At 69.5% G+C, this 20643-nt stretch carries 16 protein-coding genes and 9 tRNA genes; 21 read left to right on the top strand and 4 right to left on the bottom strand.

Going from position 1 to position 20643, the window contains the following annotated elements; translation table 11 throughout:
* Positions 1-18: 18 nt before the first annotated feature.
* The gene (locus AC1AUD_RS00450) at positions 19-2361 is read right to left on the bottom strand and encodes a hypothetical protein (protein WP_476571060.1); all 2343 of its coding nucleotides are present in this window, start codon (positions 2359-2361) and stop codon (positions 19-21) included.
* A gap of 45 nt (positions 2362-2406) precedes the next feature.
* Here AC1AUD_RS00450 and AC1AUD_RS00455 point away from each other — a divergent pair, with 45 nt between their 5' ends.
* The gene (locus AC1AUD_RS00455; RefSeq protein ID WP_476571062.1) at positions 2407-3360 is read left to right on the top strand and encodes a hypothetical protein; all 954 of its coding nucleotides are present in this window, start codon (positions 2407-2409) and stop codon (positions 3358-3360) included.
* Here the strand turns inward: AC1AUD_RS00455 and AC1AUD_RS00460 are convergent.
* Positions 3304-3765: a hypothetical protein gene (locus AC1AUD_RS00460; protein WP_476571064.1), complete on the bottom strand. Its 462-nt coding sequence runs from the start codon at positions 3763-3765 to the stop codon at positions 3304-3306. The two genes, AC1AUD_RS00455 and AC1AUD_RS00460, sit on opposite strands and share 57 nt — an antisense overlap.
* A complete protein-coding gene (locus AC1AUD_RS00465) occupies positions 3762-4514 on the bottom strand; it encodes a MinD/ParA family ATP-binding protein (RefSeq protein WP_476571066.1) in 753 nt (250 codons plus the stop codon). The genes AC1AUD_RS00460 and AC1AUD_RS00465 overlap by 4 nt, the downstream gene beginning before the upstream one ends.
* A gap of 123 nt (positions 4515-4637) precedes the next feature.
* On the opposite strand from AC1AUD_RS00465, the gene AC1AUD_RS00470 reads away from it, so the two are divergent.
* The 7 genes from AC1AUD_RS00470 to AC1AUD_RS00500 all read left to right on the top strand — a co-directional run bounded on the left by AC1AUD_RS00470 (position 4638) and on the right by AC1AUD_RS00500 (position 9851).
* Positions 4638-5186, top strand: a complete 549-nt coding sequence (locus AC1AUD_RS00470) for a hypothetical protein (RefSeq protein ID WP_476571068.1) — start codon at positions 4638-4640, stop codon at positions 5184-5186.
* Positions 5187-5513: 327 nt separating this feature from the next.
* Complete coding sequence (locus AC1AUD_RS00475) at positions 5514-7109, top strand: PD-(D/E)XK nuclease family protein (RefSeq protein WP_476571070.1); 1596 nt, start codon at positions 5514-5516, stop codon at positions 7107-7109.
* 40 nt (positions 7110-7149) lie between these two features.
* Entirely contained in the window at positions 7150-7449 is a 300-nt protein-coding gene (locus AC1AUD_RS00480; RefSeq protein ID WP_476571073.1) for a hypothetical protein, read from the top strand.
* Between the two features lie 128 nt (positions 7450-7577).
* Positions 7578-7874: a hypothetical protein gene (locus AC1AUD_RS00485; RefSeq protein ID WP_476571075.1), complete on the top strand. Its 297-nt coding sequence runs from the start codon at positions 7578-7580 to the stop codon at positions 7872-7874.
* A gap of 41 nt (positions 7875-7915) precedes the next feature.
* The gene (locus tag AC1AUD_RS00490) at positions 7916-8749 is read left to right on the top strand and encodes a tRNA(His) guanylyltransferase Thg1 family protein (RefSeq protein ID WP_476571077.1); all 834 of its coding nucleotides are present in this window, start codon (positions 7916-7918) and stop codon (positions 8747-8749) included.
* A gap of 83 nt (positions 8750-8832) precedes the next feature.
* Entirely contained in the window at positions 8833-9096 is a 264-nt protein-coding gene (locus AC1AUD_RS00495; protein ID WP_476571078.1) for a hypothetical protein, read from the top strand.
* The gene (locus AC1AUD_RS00500) at positions 9093-9851 is read left to right on the top strand and encodes a PIN domain-containing protein (RefSeq protein ID WP_476571080.1); all 759 of its coding nucleotides are present in this window, start codon (positions 9093-9095) and stop codon (positions 9849-9851) included. The genes AC1AUD_RS00495 and AC1AUD_RS00500 overlap by 4 nt, the downstream gene beginning before the upstream one ends.
* A gap of 60 nt (positions 9852-9911) precedes the next feature.
* On the opposite strand, the gene AC1AUD_RS00505 is transcribed toward AC1AUD_RS00500, so the two are convergent.
* Positions 9912-11201, bottom strand: coding sequence for a hypothetical protein (locus tag AC1AUD_RS00505; protein WP_476571082.1), 1290 nt, complete (start codon positions 11199-11201; stop codon positions 9912-9914).
* Between the two features lie 75 nt (positions 11202-11276).
* Between AC1AUD_RS00505 and AC1AUD_RS00510 the strand changes: the two genes are divergently transcribed.
* From AC1AUD_RS00510 to AC1AUD_RS00570, 13 genes are all read left to right on the top strand, one after another.
* Positions 11277-14555: an FtsK/SpoIIIE domain-containing protein gene (locus AC1AUD_RS00510; protein ID WP_476571084.1), complete on the top strand. Its 3279-nt coding sequence runs from the start codon at positions 11277-11279 to the stop codon at positions 14553-14555.
* Positions 14539-15297 (top strand): hypothetical protein, encoded by a 759-nt coding sequence (locus AC1AUD_RS00515; protein ID WP_476571086.1) that lies wholly within the window; start codon positions 14539-14541, stop codon positions 15295-15297. The genes AC1AUD_RS00510 and AC1AUD_RS00515 overlap by 17 nt, the downstream gene beginning before the upstream one ends.
* A gap of 198 nt (positions 15298-15495) precedes the next feature.
* Positions 15496-16026 (top strand): hypothetical protein, encoded by a 531-nt coding sequence (locus tag AC1AUD_RS00520; RefSeq protein ID WP_476571088.1) that lies wholly within the window; start codon positions 15496-15498, stop codon positions 16024-16026.
* Between the two features lie 843 nt (positions 16027-16869).
* A tRNA-Arg gene (locus tag AC1AUD_RS00525) sits at positions 16870-16942 on the top strand.
* A 330-nt stretch (positions 16943-17272) separates the two neighbouring features.
* Positions 17273-17345 (top strand) — tRNA-Lys (locus tag AC1AUD_RS00530).
* 324 nt (positions 17346-17669) lie between these two features.
* Positions 17670-17744, top strand: a tRNA-Arg gene (locus tag AC1AUD_RS00535).
* A gap of 95 nt (positions 17745-17839) precedes the next feature.
* Positions 17840-17910, top strand: a tRNA-Gly gene (locus AC1AUD_RS00540).
* 538 nt (positions 17911-18448) lie between these two features.
* Entirely contained in the window at positions 18449-19315 is an 867-nt protein-coding gene (locus AC1AUD_RS00545; RefSeq protein WP_476571090.1) for a hypothetical protein, read from the top strand.
* Positions 19316-19475: 160 nt separating this feature from the next.
* Positions 19476-19548, top strand: a tRNA-Thr gene (locus tag AC1AUD_RS00550).
* Between the two features lie 114 nt (positions 19549-19662).
* Positions 19663-19752: transfer RNA gene (locus tag AC1AUD_RS00555), tRNA-Ser, on the top strand.
* A 350-nt stretch (positions 19753-20102) separates the two neighbouring features.
* A tRNA-Gln gene (locus AC1AUD_RS00560) sits at positions 20103-20176 on the top strand.
* Between the two features lie 193 nt (positions 20177-20369).
* Positions 20370-20442, top strand: a tRNA-Gln gene (locus AC1AUD_RS00565).
* 63 nt (positions 20443-20505) lie between these two features.
* Positions 20506-20578: transfer RNA gene (locus AC1AUD_RS00570), tRNA-Arg, on the top strand.
* The last annotated feature ends 65 nt before the right edge of the window (positions 20579-20643 follow it).

The following is a 20643-nucleotide window of genomic DNA, read 5'->3' on the forward strand; positions in this document are numbered from 1 at the left end:
GGTGTTGTCGGCCGCGTGTCATGCGTCCGTGTGTTCGCCCGCGTCGTAGTGGGGGACCCTCAGGACGAGCGTGGGCAGGCCCGCCAGGTCCGCGTCGACGGTGCGGACGGCCATGTCGTGCACGCGCATGCCCTTCAGCACCCCCGGGTCGAGCCCCATGTCCCCGGCGGTCTTCTCGGCCATGGCCTGGGCGCGTAGGGTGAAGCTGCACAGGGTCATCATGCCGAGGAACGTGTCCAGGAGGGGGCCGGACAGTTGGCCGGGGTTCTGCGTGCCCATGGTCAGCTCCACCCCGTAGGCGCGTCCGCGCTCCCGCATCCATCGGATGGTGGCGCCGCCGCCTCCCGCGTCCGTGCCGGTGGGGTCGTCTCCGGTCACGTCGGTGAGTTCGTCGACGGTGACCCTCATGGCCCGCCCCTGGTTCTGCCAGTCGACGCAACGGCGCTCCACCTCGTCGCGCAATGATTGGAAGAGGATGGCGCCGACGAGGCGGCGCGTGTTGTCGGGCATGGTCGCGTGGGATCCGTCCTGCCGGGCGCGGACGGCGGGCCCGATGTTGACCATGAGGATCGCGTGGTGGGCGATCGCCTGCCCCCATGTGACCTGGGGGCGCCGTCCGGCGAGCGCGGGCTCCTGTCGCAATAGGTCGAGTTTGTTCATGGGGGCGCGCAGGAGTTCGGCGAGCCGGCCGTCCGCCAGGATGGGTTTGCCGTCCGCGCGTTGGCCGCCGTGCAGCCGGTCGAGGGCCGCGCCGACCGTGGGGTCGTCGCATTCCAACCGGATGGCCTGTCCCTGGAGGCGCGCCTCCCTTGGTCCGTCGGCGCAGCAGAGGCGTGACGCGAGGTCGGTCCAGTCGCGGGCGGGCTGGATGCCGAGCGTCTGGCAGCGGCGCGCGTATCCTGGCGCCCGGAGTCCTTCGAGGGCGGCGTGCGTCGCGTCCTTGATCTGGATGCGCGACTGGGGGCCGACCTGCTGGTCGCCGAGCGCGCGTTGCATGAGGTCGGCGAACCGCGCGGCCTTCGCGGCGTTGTCCCCGTCGCCCAGGAGGCTGACCATGGGGGTGGTGGGGTCGCTCACGTCGACCAGTTGCATGCCGGGCACGAGCCTGTCGAGGATGGGGTGGCTGGCCGACCCCTTGCTTTCGATCATGACCATGCAGTCGCCGGGACCGTGGTGGGCGCGCATCCACGCCTGCATGCCGTGCATGAGGTTCGATTTGCCGCTTCCGGCCTCGCCGAGGATGGCGACGCCCCCGTAGTGCGCGGCGCGGGGGATGCGGGCGAGCCTATTGTCGTCGCCGAGCCCCAGTGGCATGCCGTCGGCCCGGGCGAGCCCGTCGGGCACGGGCGTCAGGCCGCTGATGGCGGCGGCGAGGCGGGCGGGCGGCGTGCCGATGGCGGCGAGCGCGCCGGCGGGCAGGGGGAACGTGCTGCGTTGGAACGCGTACGCCTTCACCCGGTGTTTGCGCCCGACGTTCTGGTCGTCGCCGGCGGATCGTGTCTTCAGATCGCTGGATTGTGCGCGGCGGGTGCGGGCGAGCCACCAGCGGTGGCGGGGGCGTTGCATGAGGCTGCCGGCGGGCCCTATGTTCCGTCGCCTGTGGATGCCGTATGCGAGGAGCGGCAGTCCGGTCAGGGGTAGGAGCGGGTTGAGGCCGAGGGCCGCGCCCATGAGGCCCAGAAGGATGAGGATGGCTCCGATCAGGGGCAGGCCGAGCCCGGGGTGGCTGATGTGCGCGTTGATGCCGGGAGTCAATCCGAGATCCAAGGCGTTGGCGGTGTTGCGCGCGTGCTCCAGGGCCTGGGTGCGGTCGGGCGCGTGGGCGACGACCCTGCACACGGAAAGGCCTTCGCCTCGCAGCTTCGAGTCGTCGGCCTGCCTGTTGAACTCGTCGGCGAGCCAGTCGTTGTTCCGGTTGGATTCGAGCCATGCGATCCTGCGCACGTTGACGCCCGTCCACCCGTCCTCGGGCGGGTCGAGGCGCACGTCGCTGTCGTCGGTCTGGTCGTCGCGCGCGCTTCTGGAGAGCGTCGAGCTGGCTGCGGCGAGCGCGTGCGCGGTCACGCCACCGTCCTCCTCGTCGAGGAAGCCGGGCCTCTCGCAGGCGCGGATGGTGGCGCGGGCGGCGTGGGCGAACGCCTTGGCGGCGCGCTCCCCCCGGGGGACCATGATCCACCGTCGTTCGCCCTGGGCGACGAGGATCAGCCCGTCGTCCCTGTCCTTCCACCAGTCGGACAGGCCGGGCCTGCCGGTCAGGCCGAGTTCGTCGGCGGCCCTGCGGGCCCGTTTGAGGAACCTGGTCTGGTCGTCCGCCCCGTCGTCGGGGGCGGGGATGAGTTCGTACCAATGCTCTTCGATCATGCGCGCCGGCTATGCCCGCGCGTGGTGGACGCATGACGCGCGTGCGTGAGGCATTATGACGAGGCGCGGTGCGCCGAACTGGACGCGAGGGTCCGCGCGTTGGATTGGACGGACGAGGCTCTGGAATTCGGCAGCCCGGAGCGGCATAAGGTCGCCGAATGGCTGTACGAGAGCATGATCGTGGACGACACGGTGCGCCCCCTGTTCCCCGGGCAGGCGCAGCGGGCTGCGACGATGGTCGCGTACACGCGCGAGAAGCTGGTGGAGAAGATCCTCGGCCAGGCGATCAGCAGCAAGGCGAGCCAATGGAACATGGACAACATGTGGACGCCCCTGTTGGGCACGAGCTTCTGCGCGTGGGCGCGCCAACTGTCCCGGCAGGTCGCCCTGAGGAACGCGAGGCGCGTCCTGTTCGAGAAGGTGTCGGACGCGTCGAGCCGGGAGGACGAGGAGGGGTGGAACCCGGTGTGGGACGACCGGTCGAGCCGGAGCGTGACCCAGTCGGACGTGGCCAGCCTGTTCGACGAGCATCCGCGTCTGACCGTGCCCCGTCCTGTCGGCGGCTTGAGGGGGCTGATGCTCGACCGCATCGAAGGCAGGAAGGAGGGGGACAAGGACGGGCCCGCCGTCGCGTTGGACGGCCTGCCGGCGCCGGAGCGTCACGACGAGCATGCGAGGCGCGCCGGGGACGCGCTGGACGTGGCCCGCCGGGCGGGCTTCTGGCATCCCAGCCTCGACGACGTGGAGCCGCTCGTGGCGGCCGGGCTCATGCTGGAGCCCGTGCCCCCGCATCGCAGGAGGCTCGCCGCCGGCATGCTGCCCGCCCATTGGGGGCGTCTGCTGGAATTGTACTGGCCTTTGCAGGGGCATGCGCGCCGTCTGGACGAGGCGGCGTTCAACCGGGAATTGGACCATGTGCGGGATCTGGAGGGTCTGGACACGTCATGGCAGGTCCTGTGCCGGCTGGGCACGGTCGCCGCCCGTCTGCTCGGCGTGTGAGCCGCCCCCGTGGTATGGGTCGGGTCCGGTCAGTTGGAAGCCCATGTCCAGGCCGATGGCGAGCAGCCACGCGGCCAGGCGCGCCCCCTGGGTGCGCGCGTCCAATATCCAGCCCATGGTCACGTCGCCGGGCCGGGGCATGCCGTCGGACGCGCCGCACCATCGGGCGGCCGTCTCGACGTGCCTCAACGCCTTCGTGCGGCCCGTGCCGAACACCGCCTGGTCGGCGCGCCACGCCCTGAGGCGCAGGATGGCGGGATCGTCCTGGCAGGCGTCGATGAGCGCGGGCAGGCAGGCGCGCCCGTCGGTCTCGGCGAGCCGGCGCAGTCGGACGAGCATCATGGCGCGTCGTCCGCGCGCCCGGGCGAGCGCGTCCAGGCCCGTCCTCGGGTCGACGGCGCTCACCGGTCCGCGTCCTTGCCCTTGGATTGTCCGAGGCTGAAGCGCATCGCGTTTTTGAGCCATGCGGGCTCCCTGCCCTTCGGCCACCCCCGCCTGCCCGCGTCTATGAGCCGCAGGGACGCCTGGTCCCACTGGTCGGCGCCCCCGTATTGGGCGAGCCCGTCCAACAGTTGCCTCCATTGGCGGGCGGGCTTGGGCTTCAATCCCTGGGGGACCTGGCTGATGGCGAGCGTCTGGCCGGGCATGCGGATCGCGTCCAGGGCGGCGAGCCCGTCGTCCAACTGGCTGCCGGTCTGGCCGATCCTGAACACGAGCCTCGCCTGTCCGGACGTGAGGAAGGGGCGCATGATGCCGCCGCTGAACGTCGTCTGGTCGTCCCATTGGCGCGGGTCGGTGCGGTCCGCGTCCACTATGATGAGCCGGCAGTTGGGGCGCAGGGCGACCAATGCCTCCCCGTACCGGTCGATGGTCCTGGGGTGGAACGGGTCGAGGGGTCCGGGCAGGAACGCGAACCTCGCGTTCACTTCGGACGGGCGGAGCACCGCGTCCATGACGCTGCTGAACCGGACGTCCTCCAGGCCCTGGTCGTCGCGCACGTTCAGGAAGACGCGCTGGGATTGCTGGCCGGGGTTGCCGTCGACGAGCACGGTCTTGGCGCCGGCGAGGGCGCACGCCTGGGCGAGCATGCGCGCGCAGCTGCTCTTGCCCACGCCGCCGGTGCCGCCGGTCACGAAGATGATGGATGCCTGCATGCCGGCCCGCTATGCGCGGACGGCGCGGAGCGTGCTTATCCCCGGTCTTGGCCGCATAGCGGGGGCATGGCATGCGCGCCCCATGGTGGGGCGCGCCCCGATTGGAAGGATGGTCCGACCATCATGACGGACGAATACTCGCAGTGGCAGCCCACCGGCATGGACGAGGGCGGATGGAACCCGCCGGAGCCCGCTCCGCGGGAGCCGGCCGTGGAGGCCCCGGCGGAGCCGGGGGGCGAAGGCGCCCCCGCCGGCGCGGCCGCATCGAAGCCCGCCCGCGCGCGATCCCAGGCTCCCACGCTCGCCCAGACGCGCCGTATCCTCGACGCGCGCCGACTGTTGGACGACCCGGACGTCAAAAGGCTCGTCGCCGACGTCGCGGGCGACGACGAGGCGCGGCAGGTCTTCGCGATCATCGAAGGCAGGGCCGGCAGGGGCGTCGGGGTGCTCGTGGACGCGGCCGGCGAGAAGGGGGAGGCGCGGCGCACGGTCATGCTGATGATGCTCGCCGAACGCGAGCCCGCCGCTTTGCGCGCCGCCGCCCAGGCGGCCAACGCGCTCGACCCGAGCCTGAGCCTGAAGGTCCGGGGCAGCCAGACCGACCTGGCGGTCGCATTGGCATTGGCGGCGCCGACGCTCGACCTGGAGCGGGTGAGGGGGCTGGCCGACTGATGCAGCCCATGGTCCTGTCCCCCGGCCAGGCGGCCCGCTTCCTCGACGTGCCGGAACGGTTCATACGATTGCTGTGCGACCACCGCATGTTCCCGCAGCCCGACCGGGCGGGATGCTACCCGTTGGCCGCGGTCCAGCGGGCGCGCACGCGCCTGCCTTGGCTGCGCTACCTGAACGTGCCCCTGGACACGGAGGAGATGGCGCGCCTCATCAGCCCGAGGGTCGCGCACCTGCCCAAGGGGCTCGGATTCGAATACGCGGGCCGCCGCTACGTGCAGCCGTGGCGGCTCCTCGAGTACGCGTGGCGTCCGGACGCATCCCGGGGGCATGAGCAAGGAAACGTTCGAATTCGACGCCGGACGGCGCACGTTGACCGTCGACGGGGTGCGCGCCTCACGCAGGGCCAGCTTTTCTAGCCTCGACACGTGGATGAGCTGCCCCGGCCGGTGGGCCGCGGGCAGGCTCATCCCGCCCGAGCGGCCGTGGGGATCGCCCCTCGTGCTCGGCTCCCTGGCGCACGCCAGCCTCGAACTGGCGATGCGGGAGCCGGATGTGGACGAGCCCGACTGGCATGCGCTGGCCGACCAAGCGGTCGACCTGCTGGAGGAGAAGCGGCGCGCGGAGCCGTGGAAGGACGAGCCCATCCCGTCCAATGCGGCCAAGCCCGACGGCACGCCCGCCACGCGCGCCGACTGGACGGACGCGGCGGCCCGCAAACTGGCGGGCTTCCGCCTGACGGACGCGCTGCAGCATACGCCCGAGCCGGCGGCCATGGAGCAGCGGGTGGACGCGGACGTGTGGGGCATCCCCATGCGCGGCGAGGTCGACTACCGCGACGAATCGGGCGTGGTGGTCGACTGGAAGACCGGGAGCGTGCCCACGCGCGCCGACGGGAAGCGCCGCCACGCCGACCAGTTGCGCGTCTACAAGGCCCTGTTGGAGACGGCGGGCGTGTGCGGGGTCAGGGGGGCGCGCGACGTGTACGTGGAGCACCGCGCCTTCCACCCGGCCGACCTGTCCGGCGAGGCGATGATGGACACGGGCCTGCGCCTGCGCAACGCGTGGACCATGATGAACCGGGCCATAGGGGAGGGCGCGTACCCGCTCCTGCCGTCCGGTCTGTGCGCATGGTGTCCGCTCGCCAACAACTGCCCCCTCGCCGTCGTCAGGGGCGCGAAGGCCACGGCCGCAGCCAAGGAGCAGTTGCCGAGGGATCCGGAGAGGTTCGTCCACGTGGACTCGACCCTGTTCGACGGCTTCCACCCGGCGGGGACGCATGAACCCGTCGACAGGGCCGCGACCCCCACCGAAGACGCGGCCGCAAACGGAGAACGCAAGGAGCATGACATGGCGGAACCGATCGAGGACCCGTGGGCGGACGCCGGCGCGAGGGCCGCGCTGGACAAGTGGGGCGTCAAGCCCCCGCGCGAAGCGACGGCCCCCTCGCCGGCGCCCGCTCCCATGCCCGCGCCCACCCCGCCCATGGTGGAATGCCGGCGTCCAAGCGCGCCCAGCATGGGCGCCGACCGCGTGCTCAACCCCGACGGGTACGGGACCGTCCACCTGACTTTGACCGCCGCGCGCGCCGGACTGATCGCCCCCACGCCGCGGGACGTGGACGCCACGCTCGTCGCCCTGCTGAAGGCCCAGTGGTGCGTGGCCCGGCAGACATGGGGGGCCACGCTCGTGCCCGACATCCCCGGCCTCGCCCAGGGCACGCCCGACAGGAAGGCGTTGTGCGACTGGATGGACTCGTGCCTGTGCCGCGACGCGGACAGGGCTTTGCGCATCGTCATGGACGGCGACGACTGGTGGACCCGCACCGATCCCAAGCCCGGCCTGCCGGCCGTGCTGGAGCGGATCGGCCATGACGCGCGTCTGGCGGCGGCGAGCCTGACGGCCATGCGCCGTCTGATCGCATAATCTGACACCACCGGAAACAAGGAAGAACAAAGGAGAAAGCATGACCCGAACCGATGAGAACGGCGGCATCGAATACGCGGTGCGCCGCGAAAAGGACGGAGCCTACCTGTTCGACGCGGACATGGACGGCCTGGACGCCTCATGGGAGGACGACGAGGACAACGCCACATGGGTCGAGACGCCCGCCATGGCGCTGGCGCTCGCCGACATGAACGGCCTGACGACGGACGACGAGAAGGGCGATCCTCTGCTTGACGACGGGTACCGCATCGTCTCCCGCACATGGGTGAACGAGGAGGACCTCGAGGACGACGGCCAGCCGGGCGGCGAAGCCTGGTAAGGCCCGGCATGACGGGGGAGACCCCGCCGAACCCGACCCACGCCACTTAGGGCGCCGCACGACGGCGACACGGCACGGGGCGGGGACGGCGGGGTCCTTCCGTATTCGAAGACGAAAGGAGACGGGGCATGGGCGGATACCATCTGCCGCCGGGCGACGTCGAATGGCATGCGAAGGGCCGCAAACGGCCCGTCGCATACAGCACGACCGCCACCAGGGACGCCCTCGCCATCATCGCGGAGGAGCACGCGCGCGGCATGACGGTCGGGGAGTTCGCGGCATGGGCGGCCGCGCAGGAACGGCCGTTCCGACGCGGAGGGAGGGCCCTATTCCTCGAGGACGACCTGCGGATCATCCGCGCGGTCGCCAGGCACATGCCGGAAGCGGATGCGTTCAGGTATTTCGCCGAGGGACGGCTCGACTAGACGCATGGACTCCGTCGGAAACGACGACGAAAGGAAGACCAATGGCACGCAGGGACGAGCTCGGCGACCGGTTCAAACGGCTCGAAGAGGATTTCAGCCATCACATCAACTGGAGCGCCTACCCGTATGCGGTCGTCCGCGTCGACGGACGCGCATTCCATACACTCACCCGGACCTTGGAGAAGCCGTTCGACCCGGAGTTCACGCGGGCGATGGACGACGCGGCCCGCGCGATCGCCCGGAGCATGCCCGACGGCATCATCCTCGCGTACATCCAGTCCGACGAGATCAGCGTCATCCTGGACACGCGCCGACTGCCGTTCAACGGTCGCGTGGAGAAACTATTGACCGTCATGGCAAGTTCGGCCGCCGTCGGATTCGTCCAATCGCTCGCATGCTGCGGCATCCGGTCCAAGCAACGCATCGCCATGGGGCGGGACGTGGCGTTCGACGCGCGGATCATCGCCATCCGCACCATCCAGGACGTGAAGGACTATCTGTCGTGGAGGCGCCTCGACTCGATGAGGAACGCCATCTCGAGCATGGCCGTCGCCAAATTCGGACACAAGGCCCTGCTCGGCAAGGGCACGCGCGAACGCTGGGACATGCTCGAGACGACGGGACTCCTGCCCATGGACGACGGCGACTACTACGGGCGGATCCTGGGCCGCATCACATGGGAGAAGGACCTGCCGGACGGCGACGTGGCGCAACGCCACGCATGGGACGTCATGCCCGCGCCCCGTTGGCGGACGGAGTCGATGCTGGACGAGTGGCGGCGGTCCCCGCGCGCGATGAAGGCGAAGCTCTCCGACGCCATGGACGATGTCGCGGAACGATATCCGAACACACTCGGTCTACTACGTGACGAGTGACCTCGTCGTCACGGCTTTGGGATGCCGGGACGCATACTTTATGAAAACAGGCCCCACAGCATAGCCATGCAAGGAGGAGAACCATGGGATTGATCACTAGGATAGCTGACCGGATCAAGCGCATGGATGCGCTGGACGAACAGCAGGCGGCAGACCGTCTGGGGTGCGACGTGGAACATCTGCGATATCACGTTCAGGATGGATTGCTGAAGCCACTGCCCGGTGAACCGATGCGCTTCACCGAAGAGGCGGTCGACGAATGCAAGGCGTTTTTCGAAGATCAGCGGAAGCATTTGGACCGTCTTATCGCCATTAACGAGGAGTTCCGCGAGCTGGAGCAGAAATGAGCGGACTGCATACGGCGTTCCTTGATACAAACGTACTCTTCGGAGCATTATCCAATGACATCTTCCTATCATTGGCGACGGGCGAGAAGAATCTGTTCAGGATGCGCTGGAGCGAATACGTGTACCAGGAGCTACGCGACAATCTTCTGGAGAATCTAGTCGCTCCGATCGAAGACGAATCCTTCCGTGAACGCCGGCGACGTAGCCTCGAAAACAGGCTTCATCAGATGCGGATGGCGACATCGGCGTATTTCGTCCATGACTGGGAGCCTCTTGTCGAATACATGAGGGAATACGTGAGCGACGTGGACGATGCCGCGGTGGTCGCCGGAGCCATCAAAGGCAAAGCGGACCGCCTCGTCACCGACAACATCTCAGACTTCGACACCGAAGGAATCCTACGGAAACTCGGAATCACAACAATCCGACCAGGCGCGTTTCTTTCCGATCTGTACCACGATGACCCCAGTCGAATGAATGATGCTCTCATCGAAATGGTGGGCAAATACCAGCGCCCGCCGCGCAACCTCAAGGAGTTGTCCGAACGGTTGTCCGACATTCCCTCCCTATCTCGATTGGGCAAGGAAATGAACGCGGAGGCGATGCGACGTTTCTCCAATCGTTCCACCGCCGGCTGGCACGGAACGCAAGGCCGTGATTCCCTGGGCCGTTTCACAAACGTGCCTCGCGGAGACGACAGCGATCTGCCGGATCTGGTCTACGGCATCTGGGGCGGCGACGGCAACATGTTCTGACATGGGGGTGTGAGGGGTGGCGCCGGACCCCGTCGTCCCACGCCACCCCGCACTTTACCCCTATTCGGCCTTGGAGGCGTTCTCCGCGTCCATGCGCGCGCGCATGTCCGATACTTCCGTGTCGTTGATCCGGTAGACGGCGCGGATCCAGGAGCGCATCTCCGTCAGGCGCCTGGGCTTGACGTCCTCCATGAGCCCGGTGTCCTTGTTGCGCCGGCGGCGGGTGAACATGGTGTTCGCCTTCCTCTGGTCTCCGGGTTCCATGGCGCAGAAGCGGACGGCGGCCTCGTGGGTGAGGCACTGCTGGTAGGCGGCCATGCGGGCCGCGTTGCCTTGTCCTCGGCCGCGGCTCAGCCGGTCGAGGAGGCGCACGCCCCTGGCTTTGCCGGGCTCCTGGCCGACGAGGGTCTTGCAGTAGTCGAGGTCGCCGCGCGGATTGCCCATGCTCCCGTTGCCGTAGCAGAGCTCCCAGAACGCCTGCGCCTGCACGTCCGGCCCGTAGTCGCCCAGCTCTTTGAGCGTGCCGGTGATCCTCTTGGTGTCCTCCCTGTCGGGCACGCCGCGGGTGGGCTGGTAGAGCATGCGCAGGTAGGAGCGGGCGGCCGCGCCTTTGTCGGCGGGCAGGGGCCCGTGCTTGGGGTTGCCGTCACGGTCCGTGTAGTCGCCGACGATGGCCCGCCCGTTCCTGTCGCGTTGGATCTTCGTCTTGTTGATGAACGCGAACGCCGAGTCGCGGTTGTTCGGGTAGCCGGAGCGGATCACGTTCGCGCTCGCGGAGGCATCCTCGTAGTGCAATGCGACGAGCAGGCCGACCGCCTTGTCCCGGTCCTTCCGGTGGCGCAGGCTGTTGGCGATGCTGGACGCGGGGATGTAGCGGCGCACCGGGCTTTTCTCGATCGCCATCCTCCGGTCGTAGGGGGAGGCCATGCGCCACGCGGCCTGCACGGTTTTGCGCCGGTCCGCGGCCGACAGGTCCTTCAGGTCGCTTTTCAGGGTGCGGCGGACCGCCGCCCTGCACTTCGGGTCCCGGCGGAGGACCTTGTAGTCGAGGTGCGGGGTGCCGTCCGTCTGCCGGAACACGACCTGGCCGTCCCCGTCGTATAGGACGATGCCGTCCGCCGTGACCTCGGCCCCGGCGGCCATGTCCAACAGGCCCCGGGTCTCCTCCGCGCTTTTCGCCTCCACATGCTCCTTCAACGCGCCCGCCCTCAGGCCTTGCGTCGCCCGGGCGAGCATGGGGTTCAACGGCAGGTCGTCCGTCATCCCATGCCCCGTGCTTCCCTTCGCGTACTGGCCTCCGGTGGGGATGCCCTGCGGCTCGTGCAGACGGCCCTTGCTGTCCATGACCATGAGCGGCCTCTCCTTTCCTTGAAACGGGTTTCCTTGCCGCCAGCCGTCTATGCCGCCCTCGCATAGACGGGGCGCATGCCATCCGTTCGTAGAAGGACCGGCCGGAGCCGGTCAAGCCAGCCGCCTGCCAGCCCCCTGCCGTTCCTCCATCTCGCCATAGGCCTCATCGTCATGCTCGCCGTCGCGACGGGCCTGCCGTTGTGGCCGCTCGTCCCCGTCCTCCTGGCGGCGGGCCGCGCCATGGCCCGCCCCCCGGAACTGTCCGGCAAGGACGCGTGGGGGCGTCCCATGGCGGAGACGGGCATGCAGAAACGGGATTCGCGCGCCTACAGGCGCGCCAAGGCCTGGTTCTCCAAGCCCATGGACCTGCTCCCATCGGGACCCGACATGCTCGCAGGCCTGGCCATGGGCGGCCTGGCTGCGCTCACGGTCCGCCACGGCCAGGCGTGGGGCGCGCCCCTGTCGTTCCTCGCCATGTACCTGACCGGCATGGGGTGGATGAGCCTGCGCCGGGACCATCGGCTCGACATGGAGCCCGCGCCCCTGGTCCTACGCCGGGTCACGTGGGCGCGCAAACGCCTCCCCATGATCCTCCTCGGCGCCCTGCCCGGACTCGCCGCCGGCATCCTCCTGTGGGCCGGATTCGGCCTCTGGCAGCCCCTGTTTCCGCTCATGGGCACGGGCATGCTCATGCCCATGATCCCCGCTTTGAGGCAGGCGCGCCGGCAGGACCGGGACGATTTGGAGTCGTGGCGTCTCCTGGACGGGTGGCTCGCGCAATTGCAGAAGCCGCCCGTCCGTCCGCCGGACAGGGTGACCGGCACGAGGAAAGGAAACAACGGGGAGCGCCTGTTCGTCATCCACGCGGGCCCGCAGGGCAGCCTGCCGTGGACGAACGCGAGCATCAGGGACCTGTTGAAGCCGTTGGCCGCCGAACAGGGGATGCGCGTCGGCGTCGTCTCCCACGGCACGGACCCGACGCGCGCCATCGTCGCCCTGCGCCCCGAGCAAAGCATGGACCCCATGCTCCAATTGGCGGATCCGGTCGGCCTCGAAGCCAGGTGCGACGTGGACATCATGCGCATGTGCGCCTGCTATCCCGCCATCCCCGGCGCCGCCCGGCTCGCCGGACCCCTCGCCACGAGGGGCGGCAAGCCGTGCGCGTGGGGCATGGACATCGTGGGCGGCAACGCCACGTGGGGCGACCGGGGCTCGCAATGGTTCACCGACCGGCGGGACGAATGGGGGCGCTTCCTGTGCCTGGACGGGTTGGAGACGCGCATGGACCCGTCCAACCGGTTCTGCTGGATCCTCGCCGACGCGGACTGGGACAGCATGGACTTCGACGAAGCCAAATGCCTGAAGATCATCGGCGAGGAGCGTCCGCCCAGCCCGCCCATGCGCGAACGGCTCGCCCGCATCGACCGGCAGGCCCGAGACCGGACCGAATGGGAGCACGCCCTGGAGGGCAGCAAGCTCAACCCGCCCGCCGGCTTCCTCTACTCGACCGAGACCAGGGCGACCAGCCCCCACGGGTGGAGCATCACCAGCATCCAACTGAGCGTAGGCAAAAGCGACGGGCAGGCGACCGACTACATGAAGCCCGACCTGAGGCCCGCGTTCGGCGACGCGCTCATAGCCGACATCCTGCCCATCGACGGGGCTGGACGGCATTACGCGCGCTACATGATGTTCTGCCGGGCCGGCCGCGACCAGCAGGGAATGCCCACCCAGCTGCGCGATCTGACCGGCGACGACCAGGCGGCCCGATTGCTGGCGCGCATCCTCGCCAGCCGCGCGTTCGCCACCGGATTGAAGCATCCCGCGCTCGTCGGCCCCGCCCAGAACATGGCCATGGGGGACGATTGGTGCCTGTGGCGCATGCCCGTCGTCCTGACCGGCGGCGTCACGCCCGGCGACGTGCGGCGCGCCCAATCCCGGCTCGACGCGCTCATGGGCGCCGACACCACGTTGTGGCAGTGGGTGGACGCGGGAAGGCTCGTCCTATGGGCCGGCACCCGGATCGCCGGCGACCCCGCGCAATGGCGCGACCAACGGCAGCGGACGAAGGCGCTCGCCTTGGCGTGGGGTCAGGCGTGGGCCGAGGCCGGCGCCTGCACGAAGGACGGGCGCACGCCCACCGTCGAAACGGCGGAACGGCAGGGCGTGTTCGACCGGATCGAGTTCAAGGCGCCGCCCGGCCTGTCCGGGCAGGACCTGCTGGACCGTTTGGAACGCTTCCAGGCGGCCGCCGGCTTCGCATACGCGAAGAGCCTGCCCGTCAAAGGCTCCGACCGGACGCTCCTCCTATTGGGCCGCGACGACCCCTTGCCCGCCAGGGCGGACGCCGACTGGACCGTCCTGGATCCGGAGCGGCCGTGGATGCTGCCGTTCGGCGTCAGGGACGACGGCGAGCCCGCATGGCTCGACACGCACGACACCCCGCACCTATTGGCGACCGGCACGACCGGCTCCGGCAAGAGCAGCGTGTCCGTCACCATCGTGCAGATGGCCCTGCGCCTCGGCTGGACGGTCCTGGCCGCCGACCCCAGCAAGGGCTGCAACGACCTGCGGCCCATCCGCCGTAAGCTCGCCGGGTTCGCCGACACCCTGGAGGACACGGCCGCTCTCACCCGGTGGACCGTCGTCGAGATGCGCCGGCGCGTCCAGTTGATCAAGAACCATGGGGGCGGCGACCTCGACAACCTGCCCGCCGACGTGAGGCCGGAGCGCATCCTCCTGTACGTGGCCGAGTTCAACAGCCTCCTGCAGAAGGACCGGCGGAAACTCGACAACCCGCAGGAGGATCCGGACGTGGCCAACGAGAACACGCGCATCGAATGGGCCAACGGCGTCCGCAGCGCGATCGGCCTGGACGTGAGCGTCCTGTTGCGCCAGGCGCGCAGCGCCGGCATCATCCTCCTTTTGGACGCGCAGCAGCTGAACGCCAGCCAACTCGACCTGCTGCCCGACGCGGGCGCCTGCAAGGCGATGCTCGGCCGCGTGTTCCTGGGCAACGGGGAGCCCGCCGGCAACGTCGACCAGATGAGCGTCAAGGAGGCTCACCGGCTTATCCGCCAGACCAACCGGACCGGCGGCTTCCCCAAGGGCCGCGGCATGTACCAGCCGCTCGGCCGCCCCCTCGACATGTTCCAGGCATGGTGGGGAGGCAAGGGCGGCGAACTGGAGGCCAACTGCGGGGATTTGCCCGACCGCCGGCCCGTGGACGCCGGCCAATACCGGCCCGTGCCGCCCAGGCTCGTCGGCGTCATGGACCAGCCCGTCGTGGAACAGGCGTCGATGCCCGTCAGCGTCGACCTGGGGGAGGGGGACGACGATGAGTGGATCCTCTGACAGGGGGCGGCCGCGCCAACCCAGGGGCACGCCCAAGGGCGGCGAATGGAGGAAGGAAGGGCGGGGCGCGCACGGCGACGGCGACCTGCCCGACCTGCTGCCGCCCGGACACGAGGGTCTGCTCGCCCTCGCCGCCGACGGGCGGCGCGACCCCGCCACCGGAGCGGATTGGGCGCCCGAACGGATCGTGTGCCTGACCGACGGACCCCTCCTCAAGGCCAACGGCCATGAGGAGGGCATGCTCATCCTCTGGCTCGACCACGAGGGGCATCATGGCGTCACATACTCCGACCTGCCCCTGCCCGGCGGCGTGCATGGCACGCTGGTCGCCAACGGCGGCCAATGGGAGGAGGGCGAGCCCGACGTGTGGGTGGACGAACCCGATCTGACGGGCGCCAGGCCGAAGCCGGTCGTGGAGCGCACCAGCATGGGCGTGCCGCCCGCAGGCACCGGCGAGGACGACGGCAAGCCGGCCCCGTCGGGGAAGGAGAGGGGCAGGCCGTGGGATCCCGGCAAGGCGGAGCGCCTGCGCGAGAAAAGGCTGGACGCGATGATGCGGCGCGTCCGGCGACGCCGACAGGCGCGCGCGCGGGCCGTGGAGGGACGCGCGGCCATCCCCGCGTCCAAGGCCGGGAGGCGCGTCGTCCGCCCGCGCGACCGCCGACGGCGGCGTCTGGGGCGCGCCATGGGAACGTTTCTGCGCGGCCTGGGCGCGCTCGCCCGGTCGTTCCGCATGCGCTGAAAGAAGGATGGTGCCGTCCCGGGGCGCAGGCGGGCTGCGAGCGCATGGCCCTAGAAGGGGCGGGACCCACCGCCGCCATGCTCGCCCGCCTTCCCTGCCATGGTCCGGAAAGGATTTCTCCGGCATGGGGATCGGACGCCCCGGGGACGACGAGACTCCTCCTATGCGCGCATGCGCGTGGACGCATACGGGGCCGGTATGAAACCAGATCTGAACGAGAGGATGGACGGGGAGAGCCCCGCCCTGACCGCATGGCACGAACTCCTCGACCCGCCGCGCGGGCGCGTGTGGCCCGTCGACGCGACCCCGTTGAGGGCCGCGTTCCGCCTGCCCGGCTTCGAGAACGCCGCATGGACCGGACTCGTCGACCCGCATATGGACGTGGAGCGCATGCGCGCCATCCTGCGCGGCGACGACCCGGCGCGAGACGTCGTCGGACGGCTGCTCGCCGACCCGCTCTACCAGCCCGACCAACGCATGCTCGACCGCGTCGACCGGCGGCTCGGCGAGACCGCCGGCCCGGACGACAGGCTCATGTGGGAGACGCGCGCGTTCGCCGCGTGGCTCGCCGGCGACGCGGACCGGGCCGAGATGTGCATGGCCGTCACCAGCCAGAACCCCGGCCCGTTGGCCACCACCGTCGCATTCCTCATCCTGCGCGGCATCCGCCCCGGAGGACTGGAGGGCGAGCCGCGCGCGCTGCGCATCCCCACGCTCCTCAACCGTTGAAAACACTGGCGACACGCCGAACGGCGCGGCGCGGACGCATACCAGTCCCCGGAAGCCGGCCGCACGGCGCGGCCTCCACACGAGACCTCGGCCCCCGGCCCGCCCCATGGCGGCACGCGCGGACGGCCGGTTTGACAACTCCATAGCGCACATAGAATCTTCGACGGACCACCCGTCGCATGGCAGCACGCGTCCCGCACGGGAGCATGCCGCAAGACCATGCGACGCTTCGGTCCGGCAGGCCCCGGGTCCGGTGAGAGCGGAAAAGCCCGGGGCGTCAGACCCCCGCGCCCCGATTCGGGCGGGCGGACGAGTGGGTTCGAATCCCACCGGGGGTCCTACGGGACGGAGCATGATTCCCCACGCCATGCCGGGGAACCGTCCCGGAAGGCATGGCGAATCCCTCAACCACACAACACCGCCGTCCGGCGACATGATCGATAGGCTTTCCGGACGGCACGTCCCGGCCCCCAAAGCACAGGGAGGCCGGCCCCTCCCCACGGAGGGCCGGATGGGTGCGACCCCCATCCGGGACGCCCGGTGGGAACGGCGTCAACGCCACCCCCTCCCGCCTCATGGCATGGAACGGGAAGGGGGAACGATGGCGGGCATATCGTCAACCGGCGGGAGCTCCTGTCCCGCCATGGCCCGCCAGCGCCCTCCCACATCATTCGTGACGGTCCGGCATCACCGCGCGCACGCCCGCCGGACCGCCCCTCCTCCTCTCCTTCTCACAGGACGGGCGCGCGGGGACAGACATGACGGGAAACCCCTCCCGGGCCATGATCCGTCACCTCCTTTCAGCCGGCCCGCCGCGCCCCGGTGTCCCAACCGCGCGGCACCGCCTTCGTCGCCCAGCGGATAGGGCGTCCGCCTCCGGAGCGGAAGGTCGTGGGTTCGAATCCCATCGAAGGCACTCGGGGACGGGCCCGTCCGACGAAACGCTCCCTCCTAGGGCGGGACGGGCCCGACCCCCTCCAAGCCTCCGCGCGGCGTTCTCCGGGCCGCGCCACACGCCGCCCCATCGCATGCAGGCCCTTCCACCACGCAAAAACGAAAAAAGGGGCGGCGTCACGCCGGTTCGACTCCGACGGGAGGCACGGGACCGTCCCCGCATGGGATGGTCCAAGCGCGAAACCGCGATGACACACCGGCCCCGGTCTGGGCCGGGCGCGAAAAACAGGCCGCCAAAGGGCGTGTCCGCCGCCGCAACGGGATGGGAAAGCCCGTCCGGCGGACACGCCGCGCCCCCTTAGCTCAATCGGCAGAGCAGCGTCCTTTTAAGTCGTGGGTCGCGGGTTCGAACCCCGCAGGGGGCACGACGGCCGGCGGGGCCGAGCATCCAAGCCAACGGGAACGTCCGTTCCTTCCCTCAGCTTCGGAACGGGCGGATGATCCGATGGCGTGGAAGCCCCGCCCGGCCGTCCCCGTGAAGGTATCGACGGAGGGCATGCCACGCCATTCCGGCATGCCCGCCCGCCTCAGGAAACGGGTGACGGCGGCGTCAACGCCACCCCGTCCACGCCACGCGCGCACCGTCCGCAAGGACTCCCACGGGCGCGCGGGACAGGGGAACGATGCAGGGTCCAGGCCGGCAATACTCTCCGACCGACAAAGACCCTCCAGCGCCGCCACACCATCCCGCCTTCGTAGCTCAGATGGATCAGAGCGGTCGATTTCTAATCGGCCTGCCGCGGGTCCGAATCCCGCCGAAGGCACGGACGCCGGCCATCATGGCCGACGGCAAGCGCACAACCAACGGATACGGTGGCATCGCCGGCTAGACCACGCGCGCAGAACAGCCGGCAAACAAGCGGATGTGGTGAAACGGCATCACACATGCTTCCCAAGCATGGATCGCGGGTTCGACCCCCGTCATCCGCACGCGGGCTCCCAACATGTTCCAAGCATGCGGAGGGCTCCCCGGACCTTGGACAGTCGCGGGGAAGCGGCGGAACTCAATCCCATGTTCCGCCACCAGCCGGCTCGTAAAACAAAAACCATGGTCGCGCATCCCCCAGGGTTGCGTATGAGCCGCGCGGAAGACCCGAGCCGTTCCGCGCGACGGTGGACGGGACGAAGACGGTCGCCTTGGATGGGTTCGAATCCCATCCCGTCCACGCGACGCTCGACAAAGGCCGATGCCAGCCGGCCGAGTGCCTCCCGGGCCTGGCAGCCGCGGGGAGACGCCATCCCATGATCCCCCGGGACGGCGCAAACACCAGCCGGTGGCTGGAACCAGAGGGTCGGGCGAAGACATTCCTCCGCCTATGAGGCAACGGGGTGGAATCCCCGTGGCCGGACCGGGGTGCGTAGCTCAGACGGATAGAGCGCGGCATCAAGCCGAGGCCGCGGGTCCGAGTCCCGCCGCATCCCCTTAACGCGGTCACGCGCCGCGACGCAGATCTTCATAAGGAGAGCAATGCACAAACCTAGAACAAAAGCACTGTCCGCCATCGCCGCGGTCGTCGCACTGGCGGCCCCGCTCATCGCCACGCCCGGCGCGCAGGCCGCCGCCCTTCCCGTCCACCGCCTGTATTCGACGGCCCTCGGCGACCACCTGTTCACCACGAACCCGGTCGAATACCAGAACCTCAGGAAGGCTGGCTGGCGGGACGAGGGCATCGCATTCCAAAGCTCGGCCGACGGGAAGCCGGCATACCGTCTCTACGGGAACGGGCGACACCTGTTCACGCCCAGCATCGGCGAACGTGACATTCTGCTCCGTGCCGGCTGGCGGGACGAGGGCATCGCGTTCAACTATCCGGACGGAGGGGCGACCGTCTGGCGCGTCTACAATCCGGCGAACGGCGACCACATGATCACCGCCAGTCTGGGGGAGCGCAACGCGCTCGTGTCGGCGGGATGGAACTACGAGGGCGTGAGCTTTGGCGTCGCCGATGACAGCTGGTCCACCCTGCCGGTGTACAAGAGCATCCGGACGGGCGCCTCCTGCAATGCGGTGGACCTCGCCGGATGCCAACGGCTCACGGACAGCCTGCGCCACACAGATCTCTGGCTTGACGACACTTGGGATAAGGGCACGTCTGACCCAGCTGACGACGTGCATGTCTACGGTCACCATAGGTACGCGGGCTCCGATTGGCTGGACAACGCGGCCTCCAAAACCAACGCCATCGTGCTGGTCAACGGGCGACGGTACCGGATCACGGGCGAGGAACGCGACAAGGCGACCCAGTTCGTGAACTACGGGACATGGCTGAGCACCTGCAAATACTATGGTTCGGAACAGTTCGACCACGACGTGCGCATCGAGCCCGTGGCCTGATGCGCACGGCCCCCTCCCGGGGCCGGCAGCCGTCGCACAGGCTGCGCGACGGTCTTCGGCATCGTCGCCGCATAGCGGCGATGCCAGTCGAGGGGCATCCTCGGGGCGGGCCCATCCCGTCCGACAGTGGCCGGAGGCCGGCCGCCGGACGCCCCGCAACGCCGGGTTAGCTCAGTAGGCAGAGCAGCCGCCTCGTAAGCGGCAGGTCGCCGGTCCGATTCCGGTGCCCGGCTCGAAGCCCATGCGGGTTCCTCCGAAGGATCACGCCCCCGCGGCGCGTCCTTTCGGCGCATATGCGCGTTCCCCCGCATGGGCTTTTCCCATGGCATCCTCCACGATGCCGTCCCGGAGTCGTGCCCGAGTGGTCGAAAGGGGCACCCTGCTAAGGTGTTGGCCGGCCTGGCGCCGGCCCGTGGGTTCGAATCCCACCGGCTCCGCGATGTCGCTCCGACATGATCGTGACGTCGGAACGACGCCTCCCCGCATCCCAGCCGATCATGGGGCGACGGGGGAGGGGACCCGCCGAAGCCGCGGCGGGCCACGACGCCCGCCGGAATACGTGCGGGACAGCGCGAGGCATCCGGACGCCTCGAAGAGCCGGCACGGGGAGAGGGCGCATTGGTGCGCCAGGGGACGGGAATCCCCGCAGGCGGTTCGATTCCGGCCTCCCCATTCACCCGTACCCGCATAGCGGGGACATCCGCCGGCCAAGGACGCGAAGGAACGGCCGGCGTTCGCGGGGTCGATCCGCAGGCACCCGAGCGGTGTCCGGACGGTCCGCGCGCAATCCTCCGTGGTGTAATGGCAGCACAACGGTCTTTGGAACCGTTCGAGTTGGTCCGAGTCCAGCCGGAGGAACCAGGTTCCATAGGGGTAGCTCCCCGATGGGACCGATGGGAGTGGCGGAACATTCTCCGTGACCACGCGGGGAGAATCGCACCACGGGGCCCAGCCAGCCGGTCGGCGACCGAACCGTGGGTACGCCCAAAGGGCATGTCAGAACATTGACCGTGGCCTTGGCGTTGCCGGTGAAATCCAATCCGGCCTCCCGCCCTGCCCCGTAGGACAACCAGGCAGTCCGCCGCACTCTGGATGCGGTTATCGTGGTTCGAATCCACGCGGGGCAACAGGCGCCCGTCGGCCTTCTTTTCGCATTGTTGTCCACGGCCGACGGACGCTCCCTTTTTTTCGCGTCCGTGGCCCAGTGGACAAGGCGGCCGCCCCCTAAGCGGCAGACCGCGGGTTCGAATCCCGCCGGACGCGCATTCCCGCCAAAACCGTCTCCGCCCCGGCCCAGGGCGTCCCCGTGGACGCATATGGACCGGGGC

The organism is Bifidobacterium sp. LH_730, assembly GCF_056355835.1.

Bases quoted from the DNA above. Each gene is read 5' to 3' on its own strand.
- AC1AUD_RS00450 (WP_476571060.1), bottom strand. From the start codon at position 2,361: ATGATCGAAGAGCATTGGTACGAACTCATCCCCGCCCCCGACGACGGG.
- AC1AUD_RS00465 (WP_476571066.1), bottom strand. From the start codon at position 4,514: ATGCAGGCATCCATCATCTTCGTGACCGGCGGCACCGGCGGCGTGGGC.
- AC1AUD_RS00470 (WP_476571068.1), top strand. From the start codon at position 4,638: ATGACGGACGAATACTCGCAGTGGCAGCCCACCGGCATGGACGAGGGC.
- AC1AUD_RS00475 (WP_476571070.1), top strand. From the start codon at position 5,514: ATGAGCAAGGAAACGTTCGAATTCGACGCCGGACGGCGCACGTTGACC.
- AC1AUD_RS00480 (WP_476571073.1), top strand. From the start codon at position 7,150: ATGACCCGAACCGATGAGAACGGCGGCATCGAATACGCGGTGCGCCGC.
- AC1AUD_RS00485 (WP_476571075.1), top strand. From the start codon at position 7,578: ATGGGCGGATACCATCTGCCGCCGGGCGACGTCGAATGGCATGCGAAG.
- AC1AUD_RS00490 (WP_476571077.1), top strand. From the start codon at position 7,916: ATGGCACGCAGGGACGAGCTCGGCGACCGGTTCAAACGGCTCGAAGAG.
- AC1AUD_RS00495 (WP_476571078.1), top strand. From the start codon at position 8,833: ATGGGATTGATCACTAGGATAGCTGACCGGATCAAGCGCATGGATGCG.
- AC1AUD_RS00500 (WP_476571080.1), top strand. From the start codon at position 9,093: ATGAGCGGACTGCATACGGCGTTCCTTGATACAAACGTACTCTTCGGA.
- AC1AUD_RS00505 (WP_476571082.1), bottom strand. From the start codon at position 11,201: ATGGTCATGGACAGCAAGGGCCGTCTGCACGAGCCGCAGGGCATCCCC.
- AC1AUD_RS00510 (WP_476571084.1), top strand. From the start codon at position 11,277: ATGCCATCCGTTCGTAGAAGGACCGGCCGGAGCCGGTCAAGCCAGCCG.
- AC1AUD_RS00515 (WP_476571086.1), top strand. From the start codon at position 14,539: ATGAGTGGATCCTCTGACAGGGGGCGGCCGCGCCAACCCAGGGGCACG.
- AC1AUD_RS00520 (WP_476571088.1), top strand. From the start codon at position 15,496: ATGAAACCAGATCTGAACGAGAGGATGGACGGGGAGAGCCCCGCCCTG.
- AC1AUD_RS00545 (WP_476571090.1), top strand. From the start codon at position 18,449: ATGCACAAACCTAGAACAAAAGCACTGTCCGCCATCGCCGCGGTCGTC.